Raw genomic sequence first — 20,773 nt, 5'->3', positions numbered from 1 at the left:
GCGTGGCCCGACTCAACCCATACGGGTCATCGTGGGTGATGAGCGACCCGAGCGCGTCTCAAGGACGAAAAGGTACGGCCCCACGATCTGCACGTCGACGTCGTCCGCGTCTCGCGTCTCTTTCAACCGCCACGCCTGCTCACCGCTCTGCGGGTCATAGGCAACCAACGCCCGCGGGCCGGGTTCGTCTTGCTCTCCGTCTCCTTCGAAGATCAGGCGTGTGCCGTCAAAGGCCTTGTACCGCTGGTGAGTGCTCATCGGGATCGTTGCCCCGGCGACGCCGGAAGCGGCCTCGATGAAAGTCCACCGGTAGCCGACATCGGCCAGCGCCTGCACGCCGACGTAGCGGCCAGCCAGGAGGGAGACGTCGTCGACGATGTTGCCCTCGACGGACCAGAGCAGCTTCCCGTTCACGGTGGACACTGCGCCGGCGATCGGGCGGTCGGATTTGTTCTCGCCCTGGACGGGCAACAATGCGCCCTCGGTCGCGGTCGGGCGCCCGTTCGGGAGTTCGAGATCCGCCAACAGGCCGTGTTCGATACCCTGCCGATCGAAGAGCCTCAGGGATCGGCGCGGATAAACGGTGTGACTGACCGCAAAACCGGTTCCCGTCGCCGCGACCCTGATCCAGGTGTTCGCACTTCCCTGCGCGTCATCATCATCGGCCGCGCCTCCCGGTCCGCGAAGTTCGTCGTCGGCGGCGGAGTCGTAGAGGACGTCGCCGGTAGGCAGCGACAGGACTCGAACTCCTACTTCGCTGTCGCCGACGACAATCACGTCGCCGGCCTCGGACAACGCCGGGTCACCTATCTGCTCGGGAAGCACCTGGGTCCACCGCTGTCGCCCGTCGGATTCGAACGCCGTCAGGGTGGTCGTGGCCCGATAGCTCACAGAGTCGTACAACACCGACGTGACCAGAAAGCCGTCTGCTGCGCGGACGATCTGGCTCCGGCCAGACCGCACGGTCGCGGTCGCCGAGACCGCGCCCGTGGCAGCCTCGAGAAACGCCACTTCGGTCTGTCGGTCACTCACCGAGGCGACACAGGCGAGTCGTCGGTCCCGACTCAACGCGCAATCACTGGCCAGGAACGTTGACGGGTTGCGCCACAGCGCTCTTCCGTTCGTCTGGTCGAGCGCCACGACCCCGCCTGCCGACGTGAGGTCCGATGACGCACCAGCGATGACCATCCGGTCGTCGGCGGCGAGGGGAATCACGTACGTCGCGGGTTCCGGCGAGCCGAGAGCGAGTTCCTCCGACGTTTCCCACAGCGGTTCGGGTTGCGTGGGTAAGGCGCGGATGACCGGGTCCTCGCCGTGCTCCCCCGTCGGCGCACCGAGCACGGTACCCGATCCTTCGACCGTGCGTGGTACCGCCAGCGTCACGGTCAGCACAGTCGCGAGCGCGAGCGTCCCGAGTACGAGGATCGCCAGTCCGGTCGTCGTACCGGTTCCGCGACGGGCCCTCGGGGATCGCGAGGGCGGCATTCCGACCGAGTGATAGTCGCCTGGGTACGGCCGGGTCAAGGCTTCGCATCCAGCAGACGAAGCGAACCCGACTCGCCGGCCACACCGGTGATGACTTGAAAGAGGTACGGTCCGACGAAACGGTATTCGCGCTCGCCGTCCGGGTTTCCAAGCGTCCATACCTCACGTCCGCTCGACAGTTCGTAGGCGACCATCTGCGGAACACCGTAGTTCGAACCGAACCTGTCTGCGAAGACGGCCCGAACTCCGTCGAAAGCGAGGAGACGGTTGTTCCCGGCGGCCATGGTCGTCGCGCTCTGTGGTTTGTCGAGATCGAGAACCACCCATTCCTCGGAGTTGCTGCCCGTCGTCTCAGAACCGGCCACATACTGCCCACCCAATAGTTCGGTACCGAGAAGGCTGCCGGCGAACGCCGTCAGAGCGACGACCTCGAGCGTCTCCAATGAGGCGGCACCGATGGCCTGACGGTTGTCCACATCGGTTCCGGTGACGGGGATGAGGTCTCCTTCTGAACCGGACGGCGCGAAGGGCAGCACGACGCCGTCGATCGTGCCGCGTAGGGTGCCGCTGTCGTCATAGACGGTGGTGGTACGGGCGCTCGTCAGGATGCTGACCGCGAAGCCGGGCCGGGCCACGGCGACCTGGATGATGGCCGACCCGCCCGGACCGCCGTGGGGCTCGAGGTCCTGGGCGGAGTCGTACAGCACAGTTCCAGTGTCGAGGGCGTACACCCGCGCTCCGCGCTTGTAGTCAGAGACCGCCACCACGTTGCCGGACTCGGACAGTTCCGGATCGGACAGCCCCACGGGAGGACGCTGCACCCAGGAATGCGAACCGTCGGAACTGAACCAGTTCAAGGTCGCCGCATAAACGGCCTCGGTTTCGACGAACCGCCGGCTCGTGACGAGGAAGCCGTTACCTGCGGAGGCGAGGGTCGGGTCTTGTGGACCGTCTGCGATCTCGAACGATTTCGTCGCCGTCACCGCACCGGTGCCGACCGCGATGAACCCGAGATCGACGGTGGTCGGCGCACTCCCGCGACGGAGGCAGGCGAGCCTGCCATCGCGGCTGAGAGCGCAGGTCTCGGCTCGAAACGCCGATGTCTCGGGCCAGAGTTGCCTGCCGTCCGCAGCGTCGAAGGCCATCAGTTCGGTGACGGATGCGCTCGTGGGACCGCCGACGACGATCTGCCGATCAGCTGCGAGCACCGTCGGCACCCGGGTGGTGTCCGGGGTTCGCAGCCCGGCGATGTCAGACATGTCCGCCGACCACCGCGGGGTCGGGGTGGTTGCCAGGGGGTCGACATCGGGATACCTGTCGTCGACCGCGCTGCGGTCTGTGGTCGCCGCGCTGTCTGCCACCACCGCGGCGTGCCCGTCAACAGACCGAGGCACCGCCAGAGTGACGATCACCCCCATCGCAACGATCACCGTGCCCATGAAAAGGGCCACGACGGCCCCCGACTTCCCCCGCATGCGACCACTAAATCACAGCGACGATGGCCATCCCGCCCCTAGTTCCACAGCGAATCGATTAGCGTATGGAGAACGACCTGCCGCCCCGGGTCAGCGGGTCCGGACGAGCGCGGTACCGGTTGCGCGGTCGTGCAGGGCGCGTCCGTTGTAGTCGTTGATCAGCGCCGGGACCAGGAAGATCATCAGCAGCTGGCGGAAGAAGGCCCGGACGATCCCGACCGCCGCCGGGCTCTGCTCGCCGGTCGCTTCGGCGGTGTTGCGCTCGACGCCATAATCCACTCGGGCGACGCGCATCCCGATGACGAGCTGGCCCGGGGTGAACCCGAACAGCGTCACCGCGAAGATGCCCATGACGAACCACACGCCCATCTGCGCGGTGCCCAGATGCGGCGAGTTGAAGCCACCGAAGAACGCCATCGCGAGCCCGCCGGCGATCAGCCAGTCGACGAGCAGGCCGGCCACCCGCGGCCAGCCGGTGGCCAGCGACCCGGGACCGCTCTCCGGCAGGCCGAGATCCTGTCCCCGGTACTCGTTGTCCACGCCGTCCGCGGGACCGATCTGCGGTCCCGACAGCCAGGAACCCGTGACTCGTCCCATCGGTGATGACTCCTCTCACGCGACCGCGCAACCCCCTCGGTCCGCGTCGTCGCCGCACTGGGAACCATCGTAGTCGCTGGTTGTCGTGACCCGTCCCGCCCGTTGGCCCCTGCCGCTAGGGTTGGGATGCGCCGAGTGCGACGGCCCCCGATCACGCTGTGTAGCCAACACCACTGCGCGTGTAACACGGGGGAAACACGGACTTGACGCATGGGCAACTTCGCCTCCATACGGTTGCCGCTGAGATCCGCTGCTGTTTCTCAGTGGCGGATGTGGCGTGTCCCCATACACGGACCACCGATCACGAAGGAGTCACCGCACGGTGTACAGCAGTAAAGAAGAACTACTCGAGGGCATCAAGAAGGAAGGTGTCGAGTACGTCGACATCCGTTTCTGCGACCTGCCCGGTGTCATGCAGCACTTCTCGATCCCCGCGTCGGCCTTCGACGAGGACGTCTTCGAGGACGGGCTGGCGTTCGACGGATCGTCGGTGCGTGGCTTCCAGTCGATCAACGAGTCGGACATGATGCTGCTGCCCGACCCGGCCACCGCGCGGATCGATCCGTTCCGCAAGGCCAAGACGATGAACCTCAGCTTCTTCGTCCACGACCCGTTCACCCGCGAGGCCTACAGCCGCGACCCGCGCAACGTCGCCCGCAAGGCCGAGGACTACCTCGCCTCCACCGGCGTCGCCGACACCTGCTTCTTCGGTGCCGAGGCCGAGTTCTACATCTTCGACTCGGTGTCCTTCGGTTCCGAGATGAACGGCACCTTCTACGAGGTCGAGTCCGAGTCCGGCTGGTGGAACACCGCGTCGCCGACCGATCCCGACGGCAGCCCCAACCTCGGCTACAAGGTCCGCCCGAAGGGTGGGTACTTCCCCGTCGCACCGTACGACCACTACGTCGACCTGCGTGACGAGATGTCCACCAACCTGCAGAACTCGGGCTTCGAGCTCGAGCGCGGCCACCACGAGGTCGGCACCGCGGGCCAGGCGGAGATCAACTACAAGTTCAACACTCTGCTCCACGCAGCCGATGACGTGCAGCTGTTCAAGTACATCATCAAGAACACCGCATGGCAGAACGGCAAGTCGGTCACCTTCATGCCGAAGCCGCTCTTCGGCGACAACGGTTCGGGCATGCACGCCCACCAGTCGCTGTGGAAGGACGGCAAGCCGCTGTTCCACGACGAGGCCGGCTACGCGGGCCTGTCGGACCTGGCGCGCTACTACATCGGTGGCATCCTGCACCACGCACCGTCGCTGCTGGCGTTCACCAACCCGACCGTGAACTCCTACAAGCGTCTGGTGCCGGGCTACGAGGCCCCGATCAACCTGGTCTACAGCCAGCGCAACCGGTCGGCCTGTGTGCGTATCCCGATCACCGGCAACAACCCGAAGGCCAAGCGCCTCGAGTTCCGTTGCCCGGACAGCTCGGGCAACCCGTACCTGGCGTTCGCCGCGATGATGATGGCCGGCCTGGACGGCATCAAGAACAAGATCGAGCCGCACGAGCCCGTCGACAAGGACCTCTACGAGCTCCCGCCGGAAGAGGCCAAGAGCATCCCGCAGGCCCCGACCTCGCTGGCCGCGGTCATCGACCGTCTCGAAGAGGATCACGAATACCTCACCGCCGGTGGCGTGTTCACCGAGGACCTCATCGAGACCTGGATCGCGCTCAAGCGTGAGAACGAGATCGAGCCGGTGCAGATCCGTCCGCACCCGTACGAGTTCTCGCTGTACTACGACTGCTGAGCCCAGGCTCCGACGTCGACTCGGCCCGCTCCGCGATCGCTCTCCGATCGCCGAGCGGGCCGTTTCGTTGTCGGCCGGTTCGATCCATCAATCCGCGCGAGCAGCCGTGTCCGACCGTCCCGCCGTGCGACGATGAGCCGCATGGGCACACTGCTGACGTCCGACGAGTTCGAGATCCGCCTGCTGTTCGCGGAGTCGGTCCCGGAGGTGATGCAGTTCGTCCGCGACGTGGTCCGGCAGCGCGAACCGATCGCCCTCGAGCTCGAGGGGTCGGCGCACATCGTGAATCTCGCCAACGTACGGCACTTCTCGTTGGTCGACGAGACCGACGACGTCGTAGCGGATTCCGACGAGCGGACCACGGTCGTTCTCTCCATCGCCGAGGCCAAGGAGTGACGACCCGAGCCAGCGCCGTCGGACCAGGCCGGACCGTCAGTCGCCGGCGGCGATGATCACCTTGAGCGCGTGCTCGTCGGCAGCGTTCGCGAACGTGTCGTACGCCTCGTCGAACTGATCGAACGTGAACCGGTGGGTGATGAACTTCTCCGGGGAGATGTCCCCGCGTTCGATACTCTCCAGGAGTTCGGGTGCGGTCGTGGCGTTGACCAATCCGGTGGTGATCGTGAGGTTGTTGATCCAGTCCCGCTCGATCGGGAAGGTGACGCTCTCCCCGTGCACGCCGACGTTGGCGACATGACCGCCGGGACGGACGGAATCGAGCGCGACGCCGAACGTCGCGGGCACCCCGACCGCCTCGATCGCCACGTCCACCCCGAGCCCGCCCCGGCTGAGTTCCTTGAGTTGCGCGACCACGTCCCCGCCTGCGTTGACGTCGATCGTGTCGGTCGCACCGAAGTCGCGCGACTGCTCGAGCCGGAACTTGTTGCCGTCCACGGCGATCACCTTCGACGCGCCGGCCGCCGACGCCGTCATCACCGACGCCAGCCCGACCGGCCCGACCCCGACGACGGCGACGACGTCGCCCTCTGCGACGGCGCCGTAGAGCACCCCGATCTCGTAGCCGGTCGGCAGGATGTCGCTGAGCATCGTGCCCTGCTCGGGAGTCACCTTCTCGGGAAGCGCGATCAGACCGTTGTCCGCGAACGGAACCCGCACGTACTCCGCTTGCGTGCCGTCGATGAGGTGGCCGAAGATCCATCCGATGCCGCCCACCGTCTGGCAGTGCGACGTCAGGCCGGCCTTGCAGAACTCGCATGTTCCACACTTGCTCACGCACGACACGATCACGCGGTCCCCGACCTTGACCCGTTCGCAGCCGGGACCGACCTCGGTGACCACACCGACGCCCTCATGCCCGAGGATCCGACCCGGCGTGACCGCCGGTACGTCGCCCTTGAGGATGTGCAGATCGGTTCCGCAGATGGTGGTCACCTCCATCTTGACGATGGCGTCCGTCGGCTCCTGCAGAACGGGGTCCGGAACGTCTTCCCAGGCCTTCTGCCCGGGACCGTGATACACGAGAGCTTTCATGGCCGACTCCTTGTGGTTGCGGGTCCTCGCGCGAAGAGTAGGCATGGGTGCGCTCGCAGAACGTCTCACCTTGAGACGACTGCCCGGCCGGGAAGAAGTCTCACTTGATGGCGACAGGGTTGACAGGAGAACCGGTGGCCTCGTTGATCTTCAGCGGCGCGGCCACGTAGAAGAACGTGTAGACCCCGTCGTCGGCGCAATCGGCGGCGAGCTTCTCGAGGTCGCAGATCTCGGTGAACGCCACGCCGAGGTTGCGCATGAGCGCGTTGTGCAGCACCAGAGCGGCGCCGTTGTTCGGGTCCACGGTCACCTCGTTCGCGATGGTGTCGGTCACGAGATTCGGTATCTCCATCTCCTGGAACCAGGACACGAGTTCGCGGGAGTAGACGAGGCCGGATTCGCAGAAGTCGCTGTAGAACTCGACGGCGTTCTCGAAGAACAGTTGCAGGTGATTGGTTCGGATCACCACGATGTCGCGCGGTTGGATCTCCGTGCCCTGGTACTCGGCACACGCGATCAGATCCTCGTGGTCGAACGTCTCGTACGGCTCCAGGTAGGCCTTACCCCGGTGACGTGCGATGTCGAGGAGCACGGCGCGACCGACCACTCCACGCTCGGCGATCGGCGCGACGCTGGCCCTCGACAAGCCCCCGATCGTGGTCCTCGAGTCGTACCCGTTCCAGATCTGGCCGTCGTACCAGACGTGGCCGAGCGCGTCGTACTGCGTGGAACCCTGGAGCGATGCGGTGAGCTTGTCGTCGGCGCAGTGCATGCCGCCGGGGAAAGCAGGCCCTTTGCCGTCATCCCAGTGCGATTCGTCAAGGGTCATCTCGCGAGTGGCAGGGCTACGACCCGGCCACACGGGGTCACCGTGGGGATCGCCGATCAGGCGCTGAAGCGTGAACACCGCGCCCCGCCTGATCTGTGCCGCGCCCGCCAAGACCTGTGCGGCCGTCAGATGGTTCAGGCTGCCCACCTCGTCATCGGGTCCCCATCTGCCCCAATTGGTGGGCGAGTCGGCGAGGATCTCGCTGAGATCGGGCACGGCGGCATCTGCCATCGATTCACCTTCCGCAGGGTGTCAGCGCGCGACGCGCGCTGGATGTGCAATCGGGTGCCGAACGGCAACGCTGACGTGCGTCGAAACAGCACCCGCAATACGGCATGTGATCCGTAACACTTTTGGGACTTGTTACCCTGCCGACTCACCGAATACGACCGTAGTTTGGACGAATGACCCGTGATGTATACGTCGAAGACCTCGTACCCGGTGACCGGATTCGCCTCGAAGGCACCCCGCGAGTGGTTCGCACCACCAGCCGTCTCGATGACAACCAGCTACGCATCGAGCTCGTCAAGGGCCACGACGACCTGAGTGAGGTCGTACTGGACCGGACGGTCAAGCTCCAGGTCAACTGAGGCTCGAGCCAGCGCATCCCGATGGCGCGGACGACCTATGGGTCAGGCCGCCCGAGCCCCGCCGAGATCGCCGAACACCGCCTGATTGTGGTCGAAGGCCGCGATCGCCTCGGCGACGAGACGGTCGATACTCTTCGCGTCGAGGGGTAGTGCGTCGAGCCGTGCCCGGTAGGCGTCCTTGTAGCGCTTGAGCTTGTCGATCTCGTCGAACGAGTAGAAGCTCAGCGCCGCGTCGTCGACCCCGTAGTGCTCTCGCATGCGGTGGGCCACCACCTGGCCACCGCTGAGGTCGCCGAGATAGCGCGTGTAGTGATGAGCCACGTAGCGCGCCGGGTCGGTGCGGGTTGATTCGATCGCGGCCACATAGCGCGCCACCGCCGGCAGCGGCGACGCCGTCGACGGGTCGATGCCGAAGGAGGCGAGGTCGGCGCCGAGGCGTTGCAGGCGAAGCAGTTTCGGGTCGAGCACGGCGTCGGCCACCGGGTCCCCCGCCAGGTCGGCACCGACACGCTCGAGCGCCTCGTAGACGAAGTACAACTGGACCGCCAGGCGCTGATACTCGCCGGAGTCCAACCGGCCCGACATCAGATCGTCGATGAACGGCGCATGCTCGGCGCGCTCGTGCGCCACCGCGGTGGCCGAACGCAGACGTTCGGAGATACTCGGGCGGTCGTGTGGTCCGACGTTCTCGGGATCGGGCGTCATGATGCCACCAGTGTTACCACCAGAGTCCGGTGATCGGAACCCGGCAGGTAGTGGGTGTCCATCGACGTGGCCACGAAACCGCGCAGGATGACCCGGTCGATGGCGACCAGCGGCCGGTTGCCGAGCTGCTTGTCGGTGGGATAGCTCGGCAGGAACCCGGCACCGGCCATGTCGGTGCCGTCGACGAGCCCGTTGGTCAGCAGGCTGCGGTACTTCGCGTGATTCCAGGTGGAGTTGTAGTCCCCGATCGCGATCACCCGGCCGGGTGGGAGCTCGGCGAAATGTGCGGCGAGCGTGTCCATGTCGTCGTGCCAGTCCCAGTTGCGACCCCACAGCGGCGCCGCCGGGTGGATGGCCAGGACCTGGGTCCCGGCGGCGCCGGGCAGGTCGGTGCGGGCCTGCAGGTTGTGCAGCACCGTCCCCGGGATGTTGTATCGCTCGTCCAGCGGGCGCTTGCTGAACATCGCGGTGCCGGCCGCGTAGGTGTATGGGATCGCGAACTCGTGCGGCAGGGTCCGGCCGATCTCGCTGCGCCGCAGACGTTCCAGCGCCTCGGGGGTGACCTCTTGGAGGGACACGAGGTCCGGATCGGCGTCGGCGACGATCTTCTCGAGCGCACCCAGGTCGCCTCCGCCGAAGAGGAGGTTGGCGGAGACGACGGTGAACCGCTCGCCGGACGGCGCCGCGTTGGCGATGACGAGCGGCACCTGGGTGTAGGCCAGGCCGCCGACGGCCACGATCGCGATCGCCAGCATGAACCAGCGCCGCAGGACCGCGAAGACGACGATCGCGATCACTCCGGGGATCAACGCGAACTGCACGGCGCTGGTGAGGTACAGCGCGACGTCACCGCGGGACGGGTAGAAGTGCAGGAACACGCCCAGCACCACGCCGGCGAGCATCGCCCACCCCAGGACGTACGCGGCCGCCCACAGAAATCTCGTCATCGCTCCCCCATGTGATCCGGTGTTCCCCCGCCGGAGTCAGCTGCGCCCTTCCACGCCCGTCCGCTTCTCTCCGCGCTCAGGCCCCGAAGACCTTCAGCACCACGGCCTTGGCCCGGCGCGTCACCCGGAGATAATTCTCCAGGAACTCGTTGGCCTGGTCCTCCGGCCATCCCGCGGCAAACGCGATCTGGCGCAGTTGTGCACCCGGCCCAGGTAGTTGATCGATCGGCTTGCCACGCACCAGGACCAGCGCGTTGCGCGCCTTCGTCGCGGTCGTCCAGGCGTCCTTCAACAGCGCGACGTCGTTCTCCGACAACAACTCCGCCGCGCCGATGGCATCCAGTGAGTCCAGCGTCGACGTGTTGTGCAGGCTCCGATAGCGGTGCGCATACTTCAGCTGCAGGAGCTGCACCGTCCACTCGATGTCGGCGAGACCACCGCGGCCGAGCTTGGTGTGGGTGGCCGGGTCGGCTCCGCGCGGCAGTCGCTCGGCGTCCACGCGGGCCTTGATCCGGCGGATCTCCCGAACGGCGTCGTTGCTGACACCGCCGGCCGGATACCGCACGTGGTCGATCATGTGCAGGAAGTCGATGCCGAGCGCCTCGTCGCCTGCGACCTGGTGCGCGCGCAGCAACGCCTGGACCTCCCAGGGCTGGGCCCATTGCGCGTAGTACGCGGCGTAGGACGCGAGGGTTCGCACGATGGGGCCGTTCCGGCCCTCGGGCCGTAGTCCGGTGTCGACCTCCAGCGGCGGGTCCGCGCTGGGGCTGCCGAGCATCGACCGCACGTTCTCCGCGATCGTCTGTGCCCACTTGAGTGCCTCGGACTCCTCGGCGTCTCGATCGGGCTGGCAGACGAACATCACGTCGGCGTCCGAGCCGTAGCCGAGTTCGCCGCCACCGAGCCGGCCCATGCCGATCACCGCGATGCGCGCCGGCGCCCGAGTTCCCCGCTCGCGCTCGGAGATGTTGATAGCCACGGTGAGCGCTGCGTTGAGCACCGCCGCCCACACGCTGGACAGTGCCTTGCAGACGGCAGGCACGTCCAACAGTCCCAGTACGTCGGCGGACGCGATGCGGACGAGCTCGGCGCGCCGATGCGAACGCGCTACGGCCACAGCGCGTTTCATGTCCTGCTGGCGGACCGTCGAGGCGACGAGGCCCTTGGCGACGTCCTCGGGGCGCACGTTGCACAGCTTGGGCCCGTCCGGCCCGTCGGAGTACTGGTGGATCACCTCGGGGGAACGCATCAGCATGTTCGCGATGTACTCCGACGTCCCGAGCACCTTCATCAGCCGCGCCGCCACCACGCCGTCGTCGCGCAGCAGTCGCAGGAACCAGTCGGTGTCGTCCATCACGTCGCACAGCCGGCGGTAGTTCAGCAGGCCGGCATCGGGATCCGGTGTGTCCCCGATGTGTTCGAGCAACTGCGGCAGGATGAGCAGCTGGATCTGACCACGGCGTCCCGGCGCGTTCGACAGCGCGCGGATATGGCTCAGTGCCCGATCGGGTTTCGCGTAACCCAGTGCGGCCAGCCGCCTCTCGGCGGAGGTGTCGGTCAGGGTGAGCTCGTCGGTCTTGAAGCGCGTGACCGCCTCGAGCAGCGGGCGGTAGAACAGCTTCTGGTGCAAGCGGCGGACCCGCAGGCTCTGGTGGCGGATCTGTTCGCGCAGCACCCCAGTCGCGTCGAGTTCGCCCTCTCGCCGGATGTGCGCGGCGCGGGCGAGCCAGCGCAACGCCTCGTGGTCGTCGGGCTGCGGCAACAGATGCGTCCGGGACATGCGCTGCAGCTGCAGCCGATGTTCGAGGAGACGCAAGAACTGGTACGACGCACTGAGATTCGCGGCGTCGTCGCGTCCGACGTAACCGCCCGCGGTGAGCGCGGCCAGCGCATCGACGGTCGGCATCACGCGCAGGTTCTCGTCCACCCGGCCGTGCACCATCTGCAGGAGCTGGACCGCGAACTCGACGTCGCGCAGACTGCCGCGCCCCAGTTTGAGGTTGCGCTCGCGCTCGTCCTCGGGGAGCAGGGATTCGACGCGGCGGCGCATCTTCTGCACCTCGGGCACGAAGTCGGGCCGCTCGGCCGCCTTCCACACCATCGGTTTGACCGCGGCGATGTAGTCGTCGGCGAGCTGCATGTCGCCGGTCATCGCCCGTGCCTTCAGGAGTGCCTGGAACTCCCAGGTCTTGGCCCAGCGCTCGTAATAGGCCACATGCGATTCGAGCGTCCGCGTCAGCGCGCCGGACTTGCCCTCTGGCCGTAGCGCGGCGTCGACCTCGAAGAACGCGAGCGAACCGATGCGCATCATCTCGCCGGCGATGCGCGCGGCGGTGCCGTCGGCCGGGTCACTGACGAAGATGACGTCGACGTCGCTGACGTAGTTCAGTTCGCGCGCACCGCATTTGCCCATCGCGACGACGGCGAGCCGGACCGGGATGGGATCGTCCCCACAGACCTCGGCGAAGGCGACGGCGAGGGCGGCGGTCAGGGCGGCGTCGGCGCAGTCGGACAGGTAGGCACCCACCTCGGGCAACCACATCACCGGTTCGTCCTCGACGGTCGAGGCGACGTCGTGGGCCGCGAGTTGCAGGATCAGGTTGCGGTAGGCCAGGCGGAGGGCGATGACGGCCTTCGGGCCGGTGAGCGCCGACCGGTACACCCGGTTGCCCTTCTCGACCTCGCCCGGAACGGGCTCGGCACCGACCGAGGCGAGCATCAGACGGTCTACCTCGGCACGGTCGGGCAACTCGTCGGCGAGCAGGAGCCGCCAGCTCGACGGTTCGGCGACCAGGTGATCGGCGAGCGCGTCCGACGAACCGATGACCGCGAACAGGCGCCCACGGAATGCGCGCTCCGCGCGCACCAGGCCGTCGATCTCGGACCACTCGTCGCCGACGGCGCTGCGCAACCGCACGAGCGTACGGAGGGCCAGGTCGGCGTCGGGAGACCGCGACAGGGCCCACAACACGTCGACCGATTCTGGCGTGTTCCACCCGAGATCGGCGAGGTTCCGGGGTGCGGAGTCGTCGAGCAGACCCAGCCGGCCCGCGCTGGGGACGGTGCTGCGTCCGGCTCGCCCCGGGGGTCCCGATCGTGTTGTCACATCACAAAAGTAGCGACCGGATCCGATCGGCACGACATCGCGGTCCCCGACCGGGCAAGGCAGCCCTTACAGCGGCAGGTAGTTCTGCAGCTCGAACGGGGTCACGAGGCTGCGGTAGTTCGTCCATTCCGTCCACTTGTTGCGCAGGAAGTAGTCGAACACGTGCTCGCCGAGGGCCTCGGCGACCAGCTCCGAGTTCTCCATCTCCTTCAGCGCGTCGGCCAGGCTGCCGGGGAGTTCCTTGTAGCCCATCGCGCGACGCTCGGCCGAGGTGAGCGCCCAGACGTCGTCCTCGGCCTCGTCGGGCAGCTCGTAGTCCTCGTTGATGCCCTTGAGCCCGGCGGCCAGCAGCACCGCGAAGGTCAGGTATGGATTGCAGGCGGAGTCGGGGCTGCGGACCTCGATGCGGCGCGAGGACGCCTTGTTCGGCGTGTAGAGCGGGAGTCGGATCAGCGCCGAGCGGTTGGCGCCGCCCCAGGTGGCCGCGGTCGGCGCCTCGCCACCGTGGATGAGCCGCTTGTAGCTGTTCACCCACTGGTTGGTGACCGCGCTGATCTCGGAGGCGTGATGCAGGATGCCGGCGATGAACTTCTTTCCGGTGGCCGAGAGCTGCATCGGGTCGTCGGGGTTGTGGAAGGCGTTGAGGTCGCCCTCGAACAGGCTGAGGTGGGTGTGCATCGCCGACCCGGGATGCTCACTGAACGGCTTGGGCATGAACGTCGCCCAGACGCCCTCGTTGATCGCGACCTCCTTGATGAGGTAGCGGAACGTCATGACGTTGTCGGCCATCGACAGCGCGTCGGCGTAGCGCAGGTCGATCTCCTGCTGACCGGGCGCACCCTCGTGATGGGAAAACTCGACCGAGATGCCCATCGACTCCAGGGCCTCGATCGCATGCCGCCGGAAGTTGGGCGCGGCGTCGTGGACGGCCTGGTCGAAGTACCCCCCGGAGTCCGCCGGAGTCGGCACCGACCCGTCCAGGGGCGCTTCCTTGAGGAGGAAGAACTCGATCTCGGGGTGGACGTAGCAGCTGAAGCCGAGGTCGGCGGCCTTGTTGAGCTGCCGGCGCAGCACATGCCTTGAGTCGGCCCAACTGGGAGTGCCGTCGGGCATCGCGATGTCGCAGAACATGCGTGCGGAATGGTGCCGACCGGCCGAGGTTGTCCACGGCAGCACCTGGAAGGTCGACGGATCAGGCTTGGCCACGGTGTCGGCTTCCGAGACCCGGGAGAATCCCTCGATGGACGAGCCGTCGAAGCCGATACCCTCGGCGAACGCGCCCTCGAGTTCGGCCGGGGCGATCGCCACGGACTTCAGATAACCGAGGACGTCGGTGAACCACAGTCGGACGAAGCGGATGTCGCGCTCTTCGAGGGTCCGCAGCACGAATTCCTTTTGGCGATCCATGGTCGCCGACATTAGAAGTACGCTGTTAAATCCGTGTTACACGCGCAATTCCAACTCGATGTGCTGCAGTTTTACGGACTCAATCCCACATCGTGAGACGTCCGACCAGTAGCTGGGACGCGGGGCCGGGCACGAAATCCCAAGTGAACTGCCGACAGAGTCGCACACGGCGCTCTCGACCCCGTCCGCGCGTGTGACCAATCGCATAAACATGGCAGGTCACAACAGGTCGTCCTAGTGAAACAATTGCCTACGTCCGTGTTCAACCCGGGTACCCGCCGCGCCCTCTCCGGCCAGTCGGGACTCGAGGCAGAAAAGAGACAACGATGTCCGATTTTTCGGTATACGGCGCGTCCGCCCCCGCCCAGTCCGCCAAGCGACGCGTGACCCGCATCCACCACCTCGCGCAAATGAAGGCCGAGGGCGAGAAGTGGTCGATGCTCACCGCATACGACTACTCCTCCGCCCGCATCTTCGACGCCGCCGAGATCCCCGTCCTGCTCGTCGGCGACTCCGCCGCCAACGTCGTCCTGGGCTACGACACCACCATCCCGGTCACCGTTGACGAGATGATCCCGCTCATCCGCGCCGTCGTACGGGGCGCACCGCATGCACTGGTCGTCGCCGACATGCCGTTCGGCAGCTACGAGATCGGTCCGCAACACGCGCTCGAGAACGCGTTCCGGATCTTCAAGGAGACCGGTGCGCACGCGGTGAAACTCGAAGGCGGCGAACGCGTCGCCCCGCAGATCGCGGCGCTGACCGCGGCCGGCATCCCGGTCATGGCCCACATCGGGTTCACCCCGCAGAGCGTCAACGGGCTCGGCGGCTTCCGTGTCCAGGGCCGCGGGGACGGCGCCGATCAGCTCGTCGCCGACGCCATCGCCGTCCAGGAGGCGGGCGCCTTCGCCGTGGTGATGGAGATGGTGCCGGCCGAGCTCGCCGGGCAGATCACCCGCAAGCTGACCATCCCGACCGTCGGCATCGGCGCGGGCAACGAGACCGACGCGCAGGTGCTCGTGTGGCAGGACATGGCCGGACTCACCCACGGCAAGACCGCGAAGTTCGTCAAGCGCTTCGCCGATGTCGGAGGTGAATTGCGGTCGGCCGCCGAGCAATACGCCGACGAGGTGCGCCGCGGAGTGTTCCCCGGCCCCGAACACAGCTACTGAGAGCCCGGACGCCAGCACTACGCTGGCGTCCATGCGGAACTTCTACCCGGAGATCGAGCCCTACGCCTCCGGCCATCTCGACGTCGGCGACGGCCAGCAGATCCACTGGGAGACCTCCGGCAACCCGGACGGCAAACCCGCCGTGTTCGTGCACGGCGGACCCGGGGGCGGGACGTCCCCCGCGCAGCGCCGGTTCTTCGACCCGGCGAGGTACCGGATCGTCCTGTTCGACCAGCGCGGCTGCGGACAGTCCCGGCCCCACATCGCCGACGGCGCGGACCTCACCGTCAACACGACACCCCATCTCATCGCCGACATGGAGCGCCTCCGTACTCATCTCGGGATCGACCGCTGGCAGGTCTTCGGCGGTTCCTGGGGTTCGACACTCGGTCTGGCCTACGCGCAGGCCCATCCCGACCGGGTCACCGAACTCGTGCTGCGCGGCATCTTCCTGCTGCGGCGCAGCGAGATCGACTGGTACTACAACGGCGGGGCCGCCAACATCTACCCCGATCTGTGGGAGAGCTACCTCGAGCCCATCCCCGTCGACGAACGCGACGGGGACCTCGTCGCGGCCTATCACCGCCTGCTCACCTCCGGGGACGCCGCGACGGCCCGCGCCGCCGCCCGCGCCTGGACGGGTTGGGAGCAGGCGACCAGCTATCTCCTCCCCCGCCCCGACGAGGAGTCGGACGGTTCCTCGACGGACGACCCCCAGAAAAAGGACACCGACCGCTTCGACCTCGCCTTCGCATCGATCGAGAACCACTACTTCGTCAATCACGGATTCCTGCGCGACGGTCAGCTCCTCGACGAGATCGACACGATCGCCTCCATCCCCGGCGTGATCGTGCAGGGCCGCTACGACGTCGTGTGCCCGATGCGCAGCGCCTGGGACCTGCACCGCGCCTGGCCGGCTGCCGATCTCCGCATCGTCGCCGACGCCGGGCACGCGTCGTACGAGCCGGGTATCAGACATCACCTGATCGAGGCCACGGACCGGTTCGCGCGGTAGCCGACGCCAGTACTCCGCGCGCACCACTAAGCTCGACGGACAGCCGTCGAGAAACCAGGAGGAACAGGTGGCCGCATCCGAGCAGGTCGAGGTGGAGCTGAAGTTCGACGTGGACGCCGGACACGTGGCCCCCGACCTGCGGGTGCTGCCCGGCGTCGTCTCGGCGACGACCCCTGAGACGTTCTCACTCGACGCCACCTACTTCGACACCGAGAACCTCGACCTCGCCGGCAACAAGATCACCATGCGGCGGCGTACCGGCGGAAGCGACCAGGGCTGGCACCTCAAGCGCCCCACGGGCATTCCGGGAACCCGGCGAGAGCTGCACGTGGGCTTCGACGAGGCTCCCGCGGACGGCGACGTCCCCGCCGCACTGTCGACGCCGGTCCTGGCCCACATCCGCGAACGCACCCTGATGCCGGTCGCCGTCATCTCCACGACGCGCACCGTGACCCGGTTGCTCGGCGCCGACGACGAGCCGCTCGCCGAACTCGCCGAGGACCTCGTCACCGCCCAGTCGCTCCTGCCCGGCGGTCACAGCCAGCAGTGGGCGGAGTGGGAGTTCGAGCTCCTCGCCGGTGGCACGCCGAAGCTCCTGAAGGCCGCCGACAAGGCGCTGCGTGCCGGGGGCGGCCGCGAGGCGTCGAGCGCGTCGAAACTCGCCCGTGCGATCGGCGCCACCCCGACCGTGCACGAACCGCGCCTGTCCAAGCGGCCCACCGCACTCGAACTCGTCGTCACCGACATTGCGCTGCATCGCAATTCGCTGGTCGACTACGATCCGCTGGTGCGCGTCGACGCCCCCGACGCGGTGCACCAGATGCGCGTGGCGTGCCGCCGCCTGCGCAGCGTGTTGTCGGGCTTCCCCACCGTCCTCGACGCCGAGCGCACCGCCCACATCGGCGCCGAGTTGAAGCTGCTCGCCCAGATCCTCGGCGACGCACGCGATTCAGAGGTGCAGCTCGAGTTGAGCGAATCACTGCTGCGTGGCGAGAACGCCTCGCCGGAGCTGCTCGCCGAGCTCGCCGGCACCGAGGTCACCGCCCACGATCGCGCCCTGCGCGCGGCACACGCCGCGATGACGTCGAAGCGGTACTTCGCCCTGCTCGACAGCATCGACGGCCTGATCGCGTCGCCCCCACCGGGCCCCGACGCCGACATCCCGGCCACCACGGTCGTCGACAAGGCGATCGCCCGCAGCCGCAAGCACATCCACCGCGCACAGGCTCGTCTCGCCGGCTTCGCCGAGGGTTCCGACGAGTGGGAGGAGCAGCTGCACACCATCCGCAAGCGGGCCAAGCGGCTGCGCTACAGCATCGACGCGACCGAACCGCTCGGCAAGAAGAAGTATCGCGAGGTCGGCGTGGCGGCCAAGAAGATCCAGTCCGCGCTGGGCGATTTCAACGACACCCGGATCAACCGGACGCGACTCGCACAGATCGCCTCGGCCGGCACCCTCGGCGGCCCCGACATGTTCGTACTCGGCCGGATCGACGCCCGGCTCGAGGCCGACGGGCACCGCGCGATCGCCGCGTACCGCCGAGTCGCCAAGGAACTCTGACCGAACACCTCACACCTCGCGGAACTCCACCGTCCGAGTCACTTCGTCGGCTTTGGTGAGTTCGACGGCCACGCGGTCGCCGGGGCGTAGATCACCCGCGCTGCGCGCGACCACCGGCGGATCGGACAGGAAGATCTGCGCCTGCCTGCGCTCGGTCGCGCCCGACATCACGACCGCGTCGAACCGCTCACCCACCCGCTCACGCAAGATGACGGCTTCCGCCAGGTCGATGCTCGCGCGATCCGCGGTGGCGCCGAGAGTGTCGGCCGACCGCAGGATCTTGGGCAGCGTCGGCAACGCGCGGTGCACCCAGTCCGGTACCGGCGTACCGGATGCGATCGCCAGACACACCTCGGTGGCGAACCGGTCCCCGAGCCGCCGCAGCGGTGCGGTGACATGGGCATAGAGCCCACCGATCGCCGAATGCCGCATCAGCGCGTCATCGACGGGCTCGTCGGGTCCGGTGAGGGCGAGGTAGTTGGCACCCCGCATGAGCCCGGCCGCGGCCGATTGCAGGGCGAGCGTGCTCGGCTCGCCACCCGGTAGCCCCGCCAGGAACCGGCCCACCGGCAAGCCGGCCGGCCACTGAACCCCGAGGGCCCGGGCAGCGGCACGCAGATCCTCGATCGCGTCCTCCTCGGCCGGCGGCAGGGTGCGCAGCAGCCCGACACCGGCCTCGGCCATGATCGTGCCCGCGCACATCCCGGCCAGCAGCGACACCTGCGAGTTCCACATGTCGGCGGGTGTGTGTGCCTCGAGATCAAGACGCCACCCGTCGGCCGTGCGGACGACCGTCTGGTCGGGCAGGTCGAGTTCGACCGCGCCCCGCGCCAGCGCGACCTCGCGTCGCAGTTCGCCGAATGCGGGCAGGGCGGCGATGGCGGGATGCAGCCGGCCGGCGGCGGCATCGGCCGAGACCCCGGCGTAGTCGAGGCGCGCGACCGAGGCGATGCGGGACCGCCGCACCCGGACATCGGTCACCGATCCGTCGCCGGCCACCCGGATGGTCCACAGCACACACAGTCTGACCTGCTCCGGCAGAAGGGAACCCGCGCCCTCGGACAGTGCGCGAGGGTGCAACGGGACCGACCCGTCCGGGAAGTACACGGTCGCGCCGCGTCGCCGGCTCTCCTGGTCGAGAGCACCTTCGGGGGTGATCAGGGCCGCGACATCGGCGATCGCGTAGTCGACGACGAACCCGTCGCCGTCGGCGGTGAGGTGCACCGCCTGGTCGAGATCCCGGGACGTCGGCGGGTCGATCGTGACGAAGGGGACGCCGGTGTGGTCCTCGCGGACGTCGGCGTACCGGTCGGCACCCGGAGCGCCGGAGTCGATCATCTGCGCGGTGGCCCGGGCTTCGGCGAGGGCATCGTCGCCGTACTCCTCGTCGACGCCCAGTTCGGTGCGTATACCGGCGAAGTCGATGTCGGGGGCGGAGAGGATGCGCTTCACTCCCCCAACCCTAGAGAAGAGTGAGGCGAACGAGTCGGCACGTAAGCCGGATCCTGTTCCCGCACGGTCGTGAGACCGCGTGGGCGGCGACCATCCATCTGGGCACACCGTCGCCGGGTACCTCGAGCGGCCCACCCGCGGGCTGGGGCGAGCAGCCCTCGTGACGCCCGCGCACACGCACCGTGAGGTGCCTGCTTCGGCCTTGCTCCGGGTGGGGTTTACCGAGCCGGCACGGTCACCCGTGCCGCTGGTGCGCTCTTACCGCACCGTTTCACCCTTACCGACCTCGCGGCCGGCGGTCTGTTCTCTGTGGCACTGTCCCGCGGGTCACCCCGGGTTGCCGTTGACAACCACCCTGCTCTGCGGAGTCCGGACTTTCCTCGATGCGCGGCGTGGCGGGAGACCGCCCGTTCCGCGCACCGCGGCCGCCCGGCCGACTCGTTCGCGCACTCAGGATACGCCCGGGGCGACGGCACAAAACATCCGCGGTCAGACGCGCCAGTGCGCGGCGTCGTTGACGAGCCGCACAACGGAGCCGCCGTCGTCGAAGTACTCGGCGATCGACACCGACGCGAGGTCGAGGTGCAGCCGGAACAGGAGTTCGGGTCCGACGCCGAGCGCGTCCTGCAGCAGTGTCTTGATGGGCGTGACATGCGAGACCAGCACGACGGTCTGACCCGGATACTTCTGCAGCAGTTCCGTTTTCGTGGCGTCGATCCGCTCGGCGACCTGCGTGAAGCTTTCCCCGCCGGGCGCGGGCACGGTGATGTCGGACAGCCACGCGCGGTGCAGATCCGGGTCACGCTGCGACGCCTCGGTGAACGTCAGACCCTCCCAGTCACCGAAGTCGTTCTCGATCAGCCCGGGATGTTCGACGACGTCGATCCCGGTCAGGGCGGCGACCTCCTCGGCCGTCGACCGTGCACGCCGCAGCGGCGAGGTCACGATCGCGGCGATCCCCTCCTCGCGCACCACGCGCGCGGCGGCGGCGCGGGCCTGGCGTCGGCCCTCGTCGGTGAGGTCGGGATTGCCCCGCCCGGAGTAGCGCCGCTCCACCGACAGCGGCGTCTGGCCGTGCCGGAGCAGGATCAACCGGGTCGGATCGCTGCGCCGACCCTGCCACGACGGCGCCTTGGTCGCCGAATCTCCCTCGGGGACAGACTCTTCGGCGGTCGCGGTCACGAA

At 67.8% G+C, this 20,773-nt stretch carries 17 protein-coding genes and 1 other RNA gene; 6 read left to right on the top strand and 12 right to left on the bottom strand.

Annotated elements, in window-relative coordinates; translation table 11 throughout:
- Positions 1-12: 12 nt before the first annotated feature.
- The 3 genes from B1818_RS11300 to B1818_RS11290 all read right to left on the bottom strand — a co-directional run bounded on the left by B1818_RS11300 (position 13) and on the right by B1818_RS11290 (position 3,557).
- Positions 13-1,485, bottom strand: a complete 1,473-nt coding sequence (locus tag B1818_RS11300) for a PQQ-binding-like beta-propeller repeat protein (protein ID WP_078112794.1) — start codon at positions 1,483-1,485, stop codon at positions 13-15.
- A gap of 35 nt (positions 1,486-1,520) precedes the next feature.
- Positions 1,521-2,960, bottom strand: coding sequence for a hypothetical protein (locus B1818_RS11295; RefSeq protein WP_078112793.1), 1,440 nt, complete (start codon positions 2,958-2,960; stop codon positions 1,521-1,523).
- A gap of 90 nt (positions 2,961-3,050) precedes the next feature.
- Entirely contained in the window at positions 3,051-3,557 is a 507-nt protein-coding gene (locus B1818_RS11290; RefSeq protein ID WP_078112792.1) for an RDD family protein, read from the bottom strand.
- A gap of 322 nt (positions 3,558-3,879) precedes the next feature.
- Between B1818_RS11290 and glnA (B1818_RS11285) the strand changes: the two genes are divergently transcribed.
- The gene (glnA, locus tag B1818_RS11285) at positions 3,880-5,313 is read left to right on the top strand and encodes a type I glutamate--ammonia ligase (RefSeq protein ID WP_010841141.1); all 1,434 of its coding nucleotides are present in this window, start codon (positions 3,880-3,882) and stop codon (positions 5,311-5,313) included.
- 141 nt (positions 5,314-5,454) lie between these two features.
- Positions 5,455-5,709 (top strand): hypothetical protein, encoded by a 255-nt coding sequence (locus B1818_RS11280; protein ID WP_068971686.1) that lies wholly within the window; start codon positions 5,455-5,457, stop codon positions 5,707-5,709.
- A 36-nt stretch (positions 5,710-5,745) separates the two neighbouring features.
- On the opposite strand, the gene B1818_RS11275 is transcribed toward B1818_RS11280, so the two are convergent.
- Both B1818_RS11275 and B1818_RS11270 read right to left on the bottom strand, forming a co-directional pair.
- Complete coding sequence (locus B1818_RS11275) at positions 5,746-6,804, bottom strand: alcohol dehydrogenase catalytic domain-containing protein (RefSeq protein WP_058253114.1); 1,059 nt, start codon at positions 6,802-6,804, stop codon at positions 5,746-5,748.
- A gap of 100 nt (positions 6,805-6,904) precedes the next feature.
- The gene (locus B1818_RS11270) at positions 6,905-7,864 is read right to left on the bottom strand and encodes a cyclase family protein (RefSeq protein ID WP_068971684.1); all 960 of its coding nucleotides are present in this window, start codon (positions 7,862-7,864) and stop codon (positions 6,905-6,907) included.
- A 173-nt stretch (positions 7,865-8,037) separates the two neighbouring features.
- On the opposite strand from B1818_RS11270, the gene B1818_RS11265 reads away from it, so the two are divergent.
- Positions 8,038-8,223 (top strand): hypothetical protein, encoded by a 186-nt coding sequence (locus B1818_RS11265; protein WP_065630063.1) that lies wholly within the window; start codon positions 8,038-8,040, stop codon positions 8,221-8,223.
- 42 nt (positions 8,224-8,265) lie between these two features.
- Here the strand turns inward: B1818_RS11265 and B1818_RS11260 are convergent, their stop codons facing one another.
- The 4 genes from B1818_RS11260 to glnA (B1818_RS11245) all read right to left on the bottom strand — a co-directional run bounded on the left by B1818_RS11260 (position 8,266) and on the right by glnA (B1818_RS11245) (position 14,388).
- On the bottom strand, positions 8,266-8,928 hold the full coding sequence (locus B1818_RS11260) for a heme oxygenase (biliverdin-producing) (RefSeq protein ID WP_078112791.1): 663 nt from the start codon (positions 8,926-8,928) through the stop codon (positions 8,266-8,268).
- Positions 8,925-9,875: an endonuclease/exonuclease/phosphatase family protein gene (locus B1818_RS11255; protein ID WP_078112790.1), complete on the bottom strand. Its 951-nt coding sequence runs from the start codon at positions 9,873-9,875 to the stop codon at positions 8,925-8,927. The genes B1818_RS11260 and B1818_RS11255 overlap by 4 nt, the downstream gene beginning before the upstream one ends.
- A 76-nt stretch (positions 9,876-9,951) precedes the next feature.
- A complete protein-coding gene (locus B1818_RS11250; RefSeq protein WP_078112789.1) occupies positions 9,952-12,981 on the bottom strand; it encodes a bifunctional [glutamine synthetase] adenylyltransferase/[glutamine synthetase]-adenylyl-L-tyrosine phosphorylase in 3,030 nt (1,009 codons plus the stop codon).
- A 66-nt stretch (positions 12,982-13,047) separates the two neighbouring features.
- Entirely contained in the window at positions 13,048-14,388 is a 1,341-nt protein-coding gene (gene glnA / locus B1818_RS11245) for a type I glutamate--ammonia ligase (RefSeq protein ID WP_065630066.1), read from the bottom strand.
- 326 nt (positions 14,389-14,714) lie between these two features.
- Between glnA (B1818_RS11245) and panB the strand changes: the two genes are divergently transcribed.
- From panB to B1818_RS11230, 3 genes are all read left to right on the top strand, one after another.
- Positions 14,715-15,560: a 3-methyl-2-oxobutanoate hydroxymethyltransferase gene (gene panB / locus B1818_RS11240; RefSeq protein WP_078112788.1), complete on the top strand. Its 846-nt coding sequence runs from the start codon at positions 14,715-14,717 to the stop codon at positions 15,558-15,560.
- Positions 15,561-15,591: 31 nt separating this feature from the next.
- Positions 15,592-16,575 carry a prolyl aminopeptidase gene (gene pip, locus B1818_RS11235; RefSeq protein WP_078112787.1) on the top strand — a complete coding sequence of 328 codons (984 nt, stop codon included), beginning with the start codon at positions 15,592-15,594 and terminating at the stop codon, positions 16,573-16,575.
- Positions 16,576-16,642: 67 nt separating this feature from the next.
- Positions 16,643-18,136: a CYTH and CHAD domain-containing protein gene (locus tag B1818_RS11230; RefSeq protein WP_078112786.1), complete on the top strand. Its 1,494-nt coding sequence runs from the start codon at positions 16,643-16,645 to the stop codon at positions 18,134-18,136.
- Between the two features lie 9 nt (positions 18,137-18,145).
- Here the strand turns inward: B1818_RS11230 and B1818_RS11225 are convergent, their stop codons facing one another.
- The 3 genes from B1818_RS11225 to B1818_RS11215 form a co-directional block, all read right to left on the bottom strand.
- Positions 18,146-19,588 (bottom strand): RNB domain-containing ribonuclease, encoded by a 1,443-nt coding sequence (locus tag B1818_RS11225; protein WP_078112785.1) that lies wholly within the window; start codon positions 19,586-19,588, stop codon positions 18,146-18,148.
- A gap of 26 nt (positions 19,589-19,614) precedes the next feature.
- Positions 19,615-20,029, bottom strand: an RNA gene (rnpB, locus tag B1818_RS11220) — RNase P RNA component class A.
- Positions 20,030-20,077: 48 nt separating this feature from the next.
- On the bottom strand, positions 20,078-20,770 hold the full coding sequence (locus B1818_RS11215; protein WP_078112784.1) for a histidine phosphatase family protein: 693 nt from the start codon (positions 20,768-20,770) through the stop codon (positions 20,078-20,080).
- Positions 20,771-20,773: the final 3 nt, after the last annotated feature.

This window comes from Gordonia sp. IITR100, from assembly GCF_002009645.1.
Taxonomy (GTDB): domain Bacteria; phylum Actinomycetota; class Actinomycetes; order Mycobacteriales; family Mycobacteriaceae; genus Gordonia; species Gordonia hongkongensis.
The sequence above is the reverse complement of the archived record's forward strand: the minus strand, read 5'-3'. Positions and strand labels throughout refer to the sequence as shown.

What these genes read in the sequence shown, in the direction of transcription:
- B1818_RS11260 (WP_078112791.1), bottom strand. Translation starts at nt 8,928, where the DNA reads ATGACGCCCGATCCCGAGAACGTCGGACCACACGACCGCCCGAGTATC.
- B1818_RS11280 (WP_068971686.1), top strand. Translation starts at nt 5,455, where the DNA reads ATGGGCACACTGCTGACGTCCGACGAGTTCGAGATCCGCCTGCTGTTC.
- glnA (WP_065630066.1), bottom strand. Translation starts at nt 14,388, where the DNA reads ATGGATCGCCAAAAGGAATTCGTGCTGCGGACCCTCGAAGAGCGCGAC.
- B1818_RS11255 (WP_078112790.1), bottom strand. Translation starts at nt 9,875, where the DNA reads ATGACGAGATTTCTGTGGGCGGCCGCGTACGTCCTGGGGTGGGCGATG.
- B1818_RS11290 (WP_078112792.1), bottom strand. Translation starts at nt 3,557, where the DNA reads ATGGGACGAGTCACGGGTTCCTGGCTGTCGGGACCGCAGATCGGTCCC.
- B1818_RS11275 (WP_058253114.1), bottom strand. Translation starts at nt 6,804, where the DNA reads ATGAAAGCTCTCGTGTATCACGGTCCCGGGCAGAAGGCCTGGGAAGAC.
- B1818_RS11295 (WP_078112793.1), bottom strand. Translation starts at nt 2,960, where the DNA reads ATGCGGGGGAAGTCGGGGGCCGTCGTGGCCCTTTTCATGGGCACGGTG.
- pip (WP_078112787.1), top strand. Translation starts at nt 15,592, where the DNA reads ATGCGGAACTTCTACCCGGAGATCGAGCCCTACGCCTCCGGCCATCTC.
- B1818_RS11300 (WP_078112794.1), bottom strand. Translation starts at nt 1,485, where the DNA reads ATGCCGCCCTCGCGATCCCCGAGGGCCCGTCGCGGAACCGGTACGACG.
- panB (WP_078112788.1), top strand. Translation starts at nt 14,715, where the DNA reads ATGTCCGATTTTTCGGTATACGGCGCGTCCGCCCCCGCCCAGTCCGCC.
- B1818_RS11270 (WP_068971684.1), bottom strand. Translation starts at nt 7,864, where the DNA reads ATGGCAGATGCCGCCGTGCCCGATCTCAGCGAGATCCTCGCCGACTCG.
- B1818_RS11265 (WP_065630063.1), top strand. Translation starts at nt 8,038, where the DNA reads ATGACCCGTGATGTATACGTCGAAGACCTCGTACCCGGTGACCGGATT.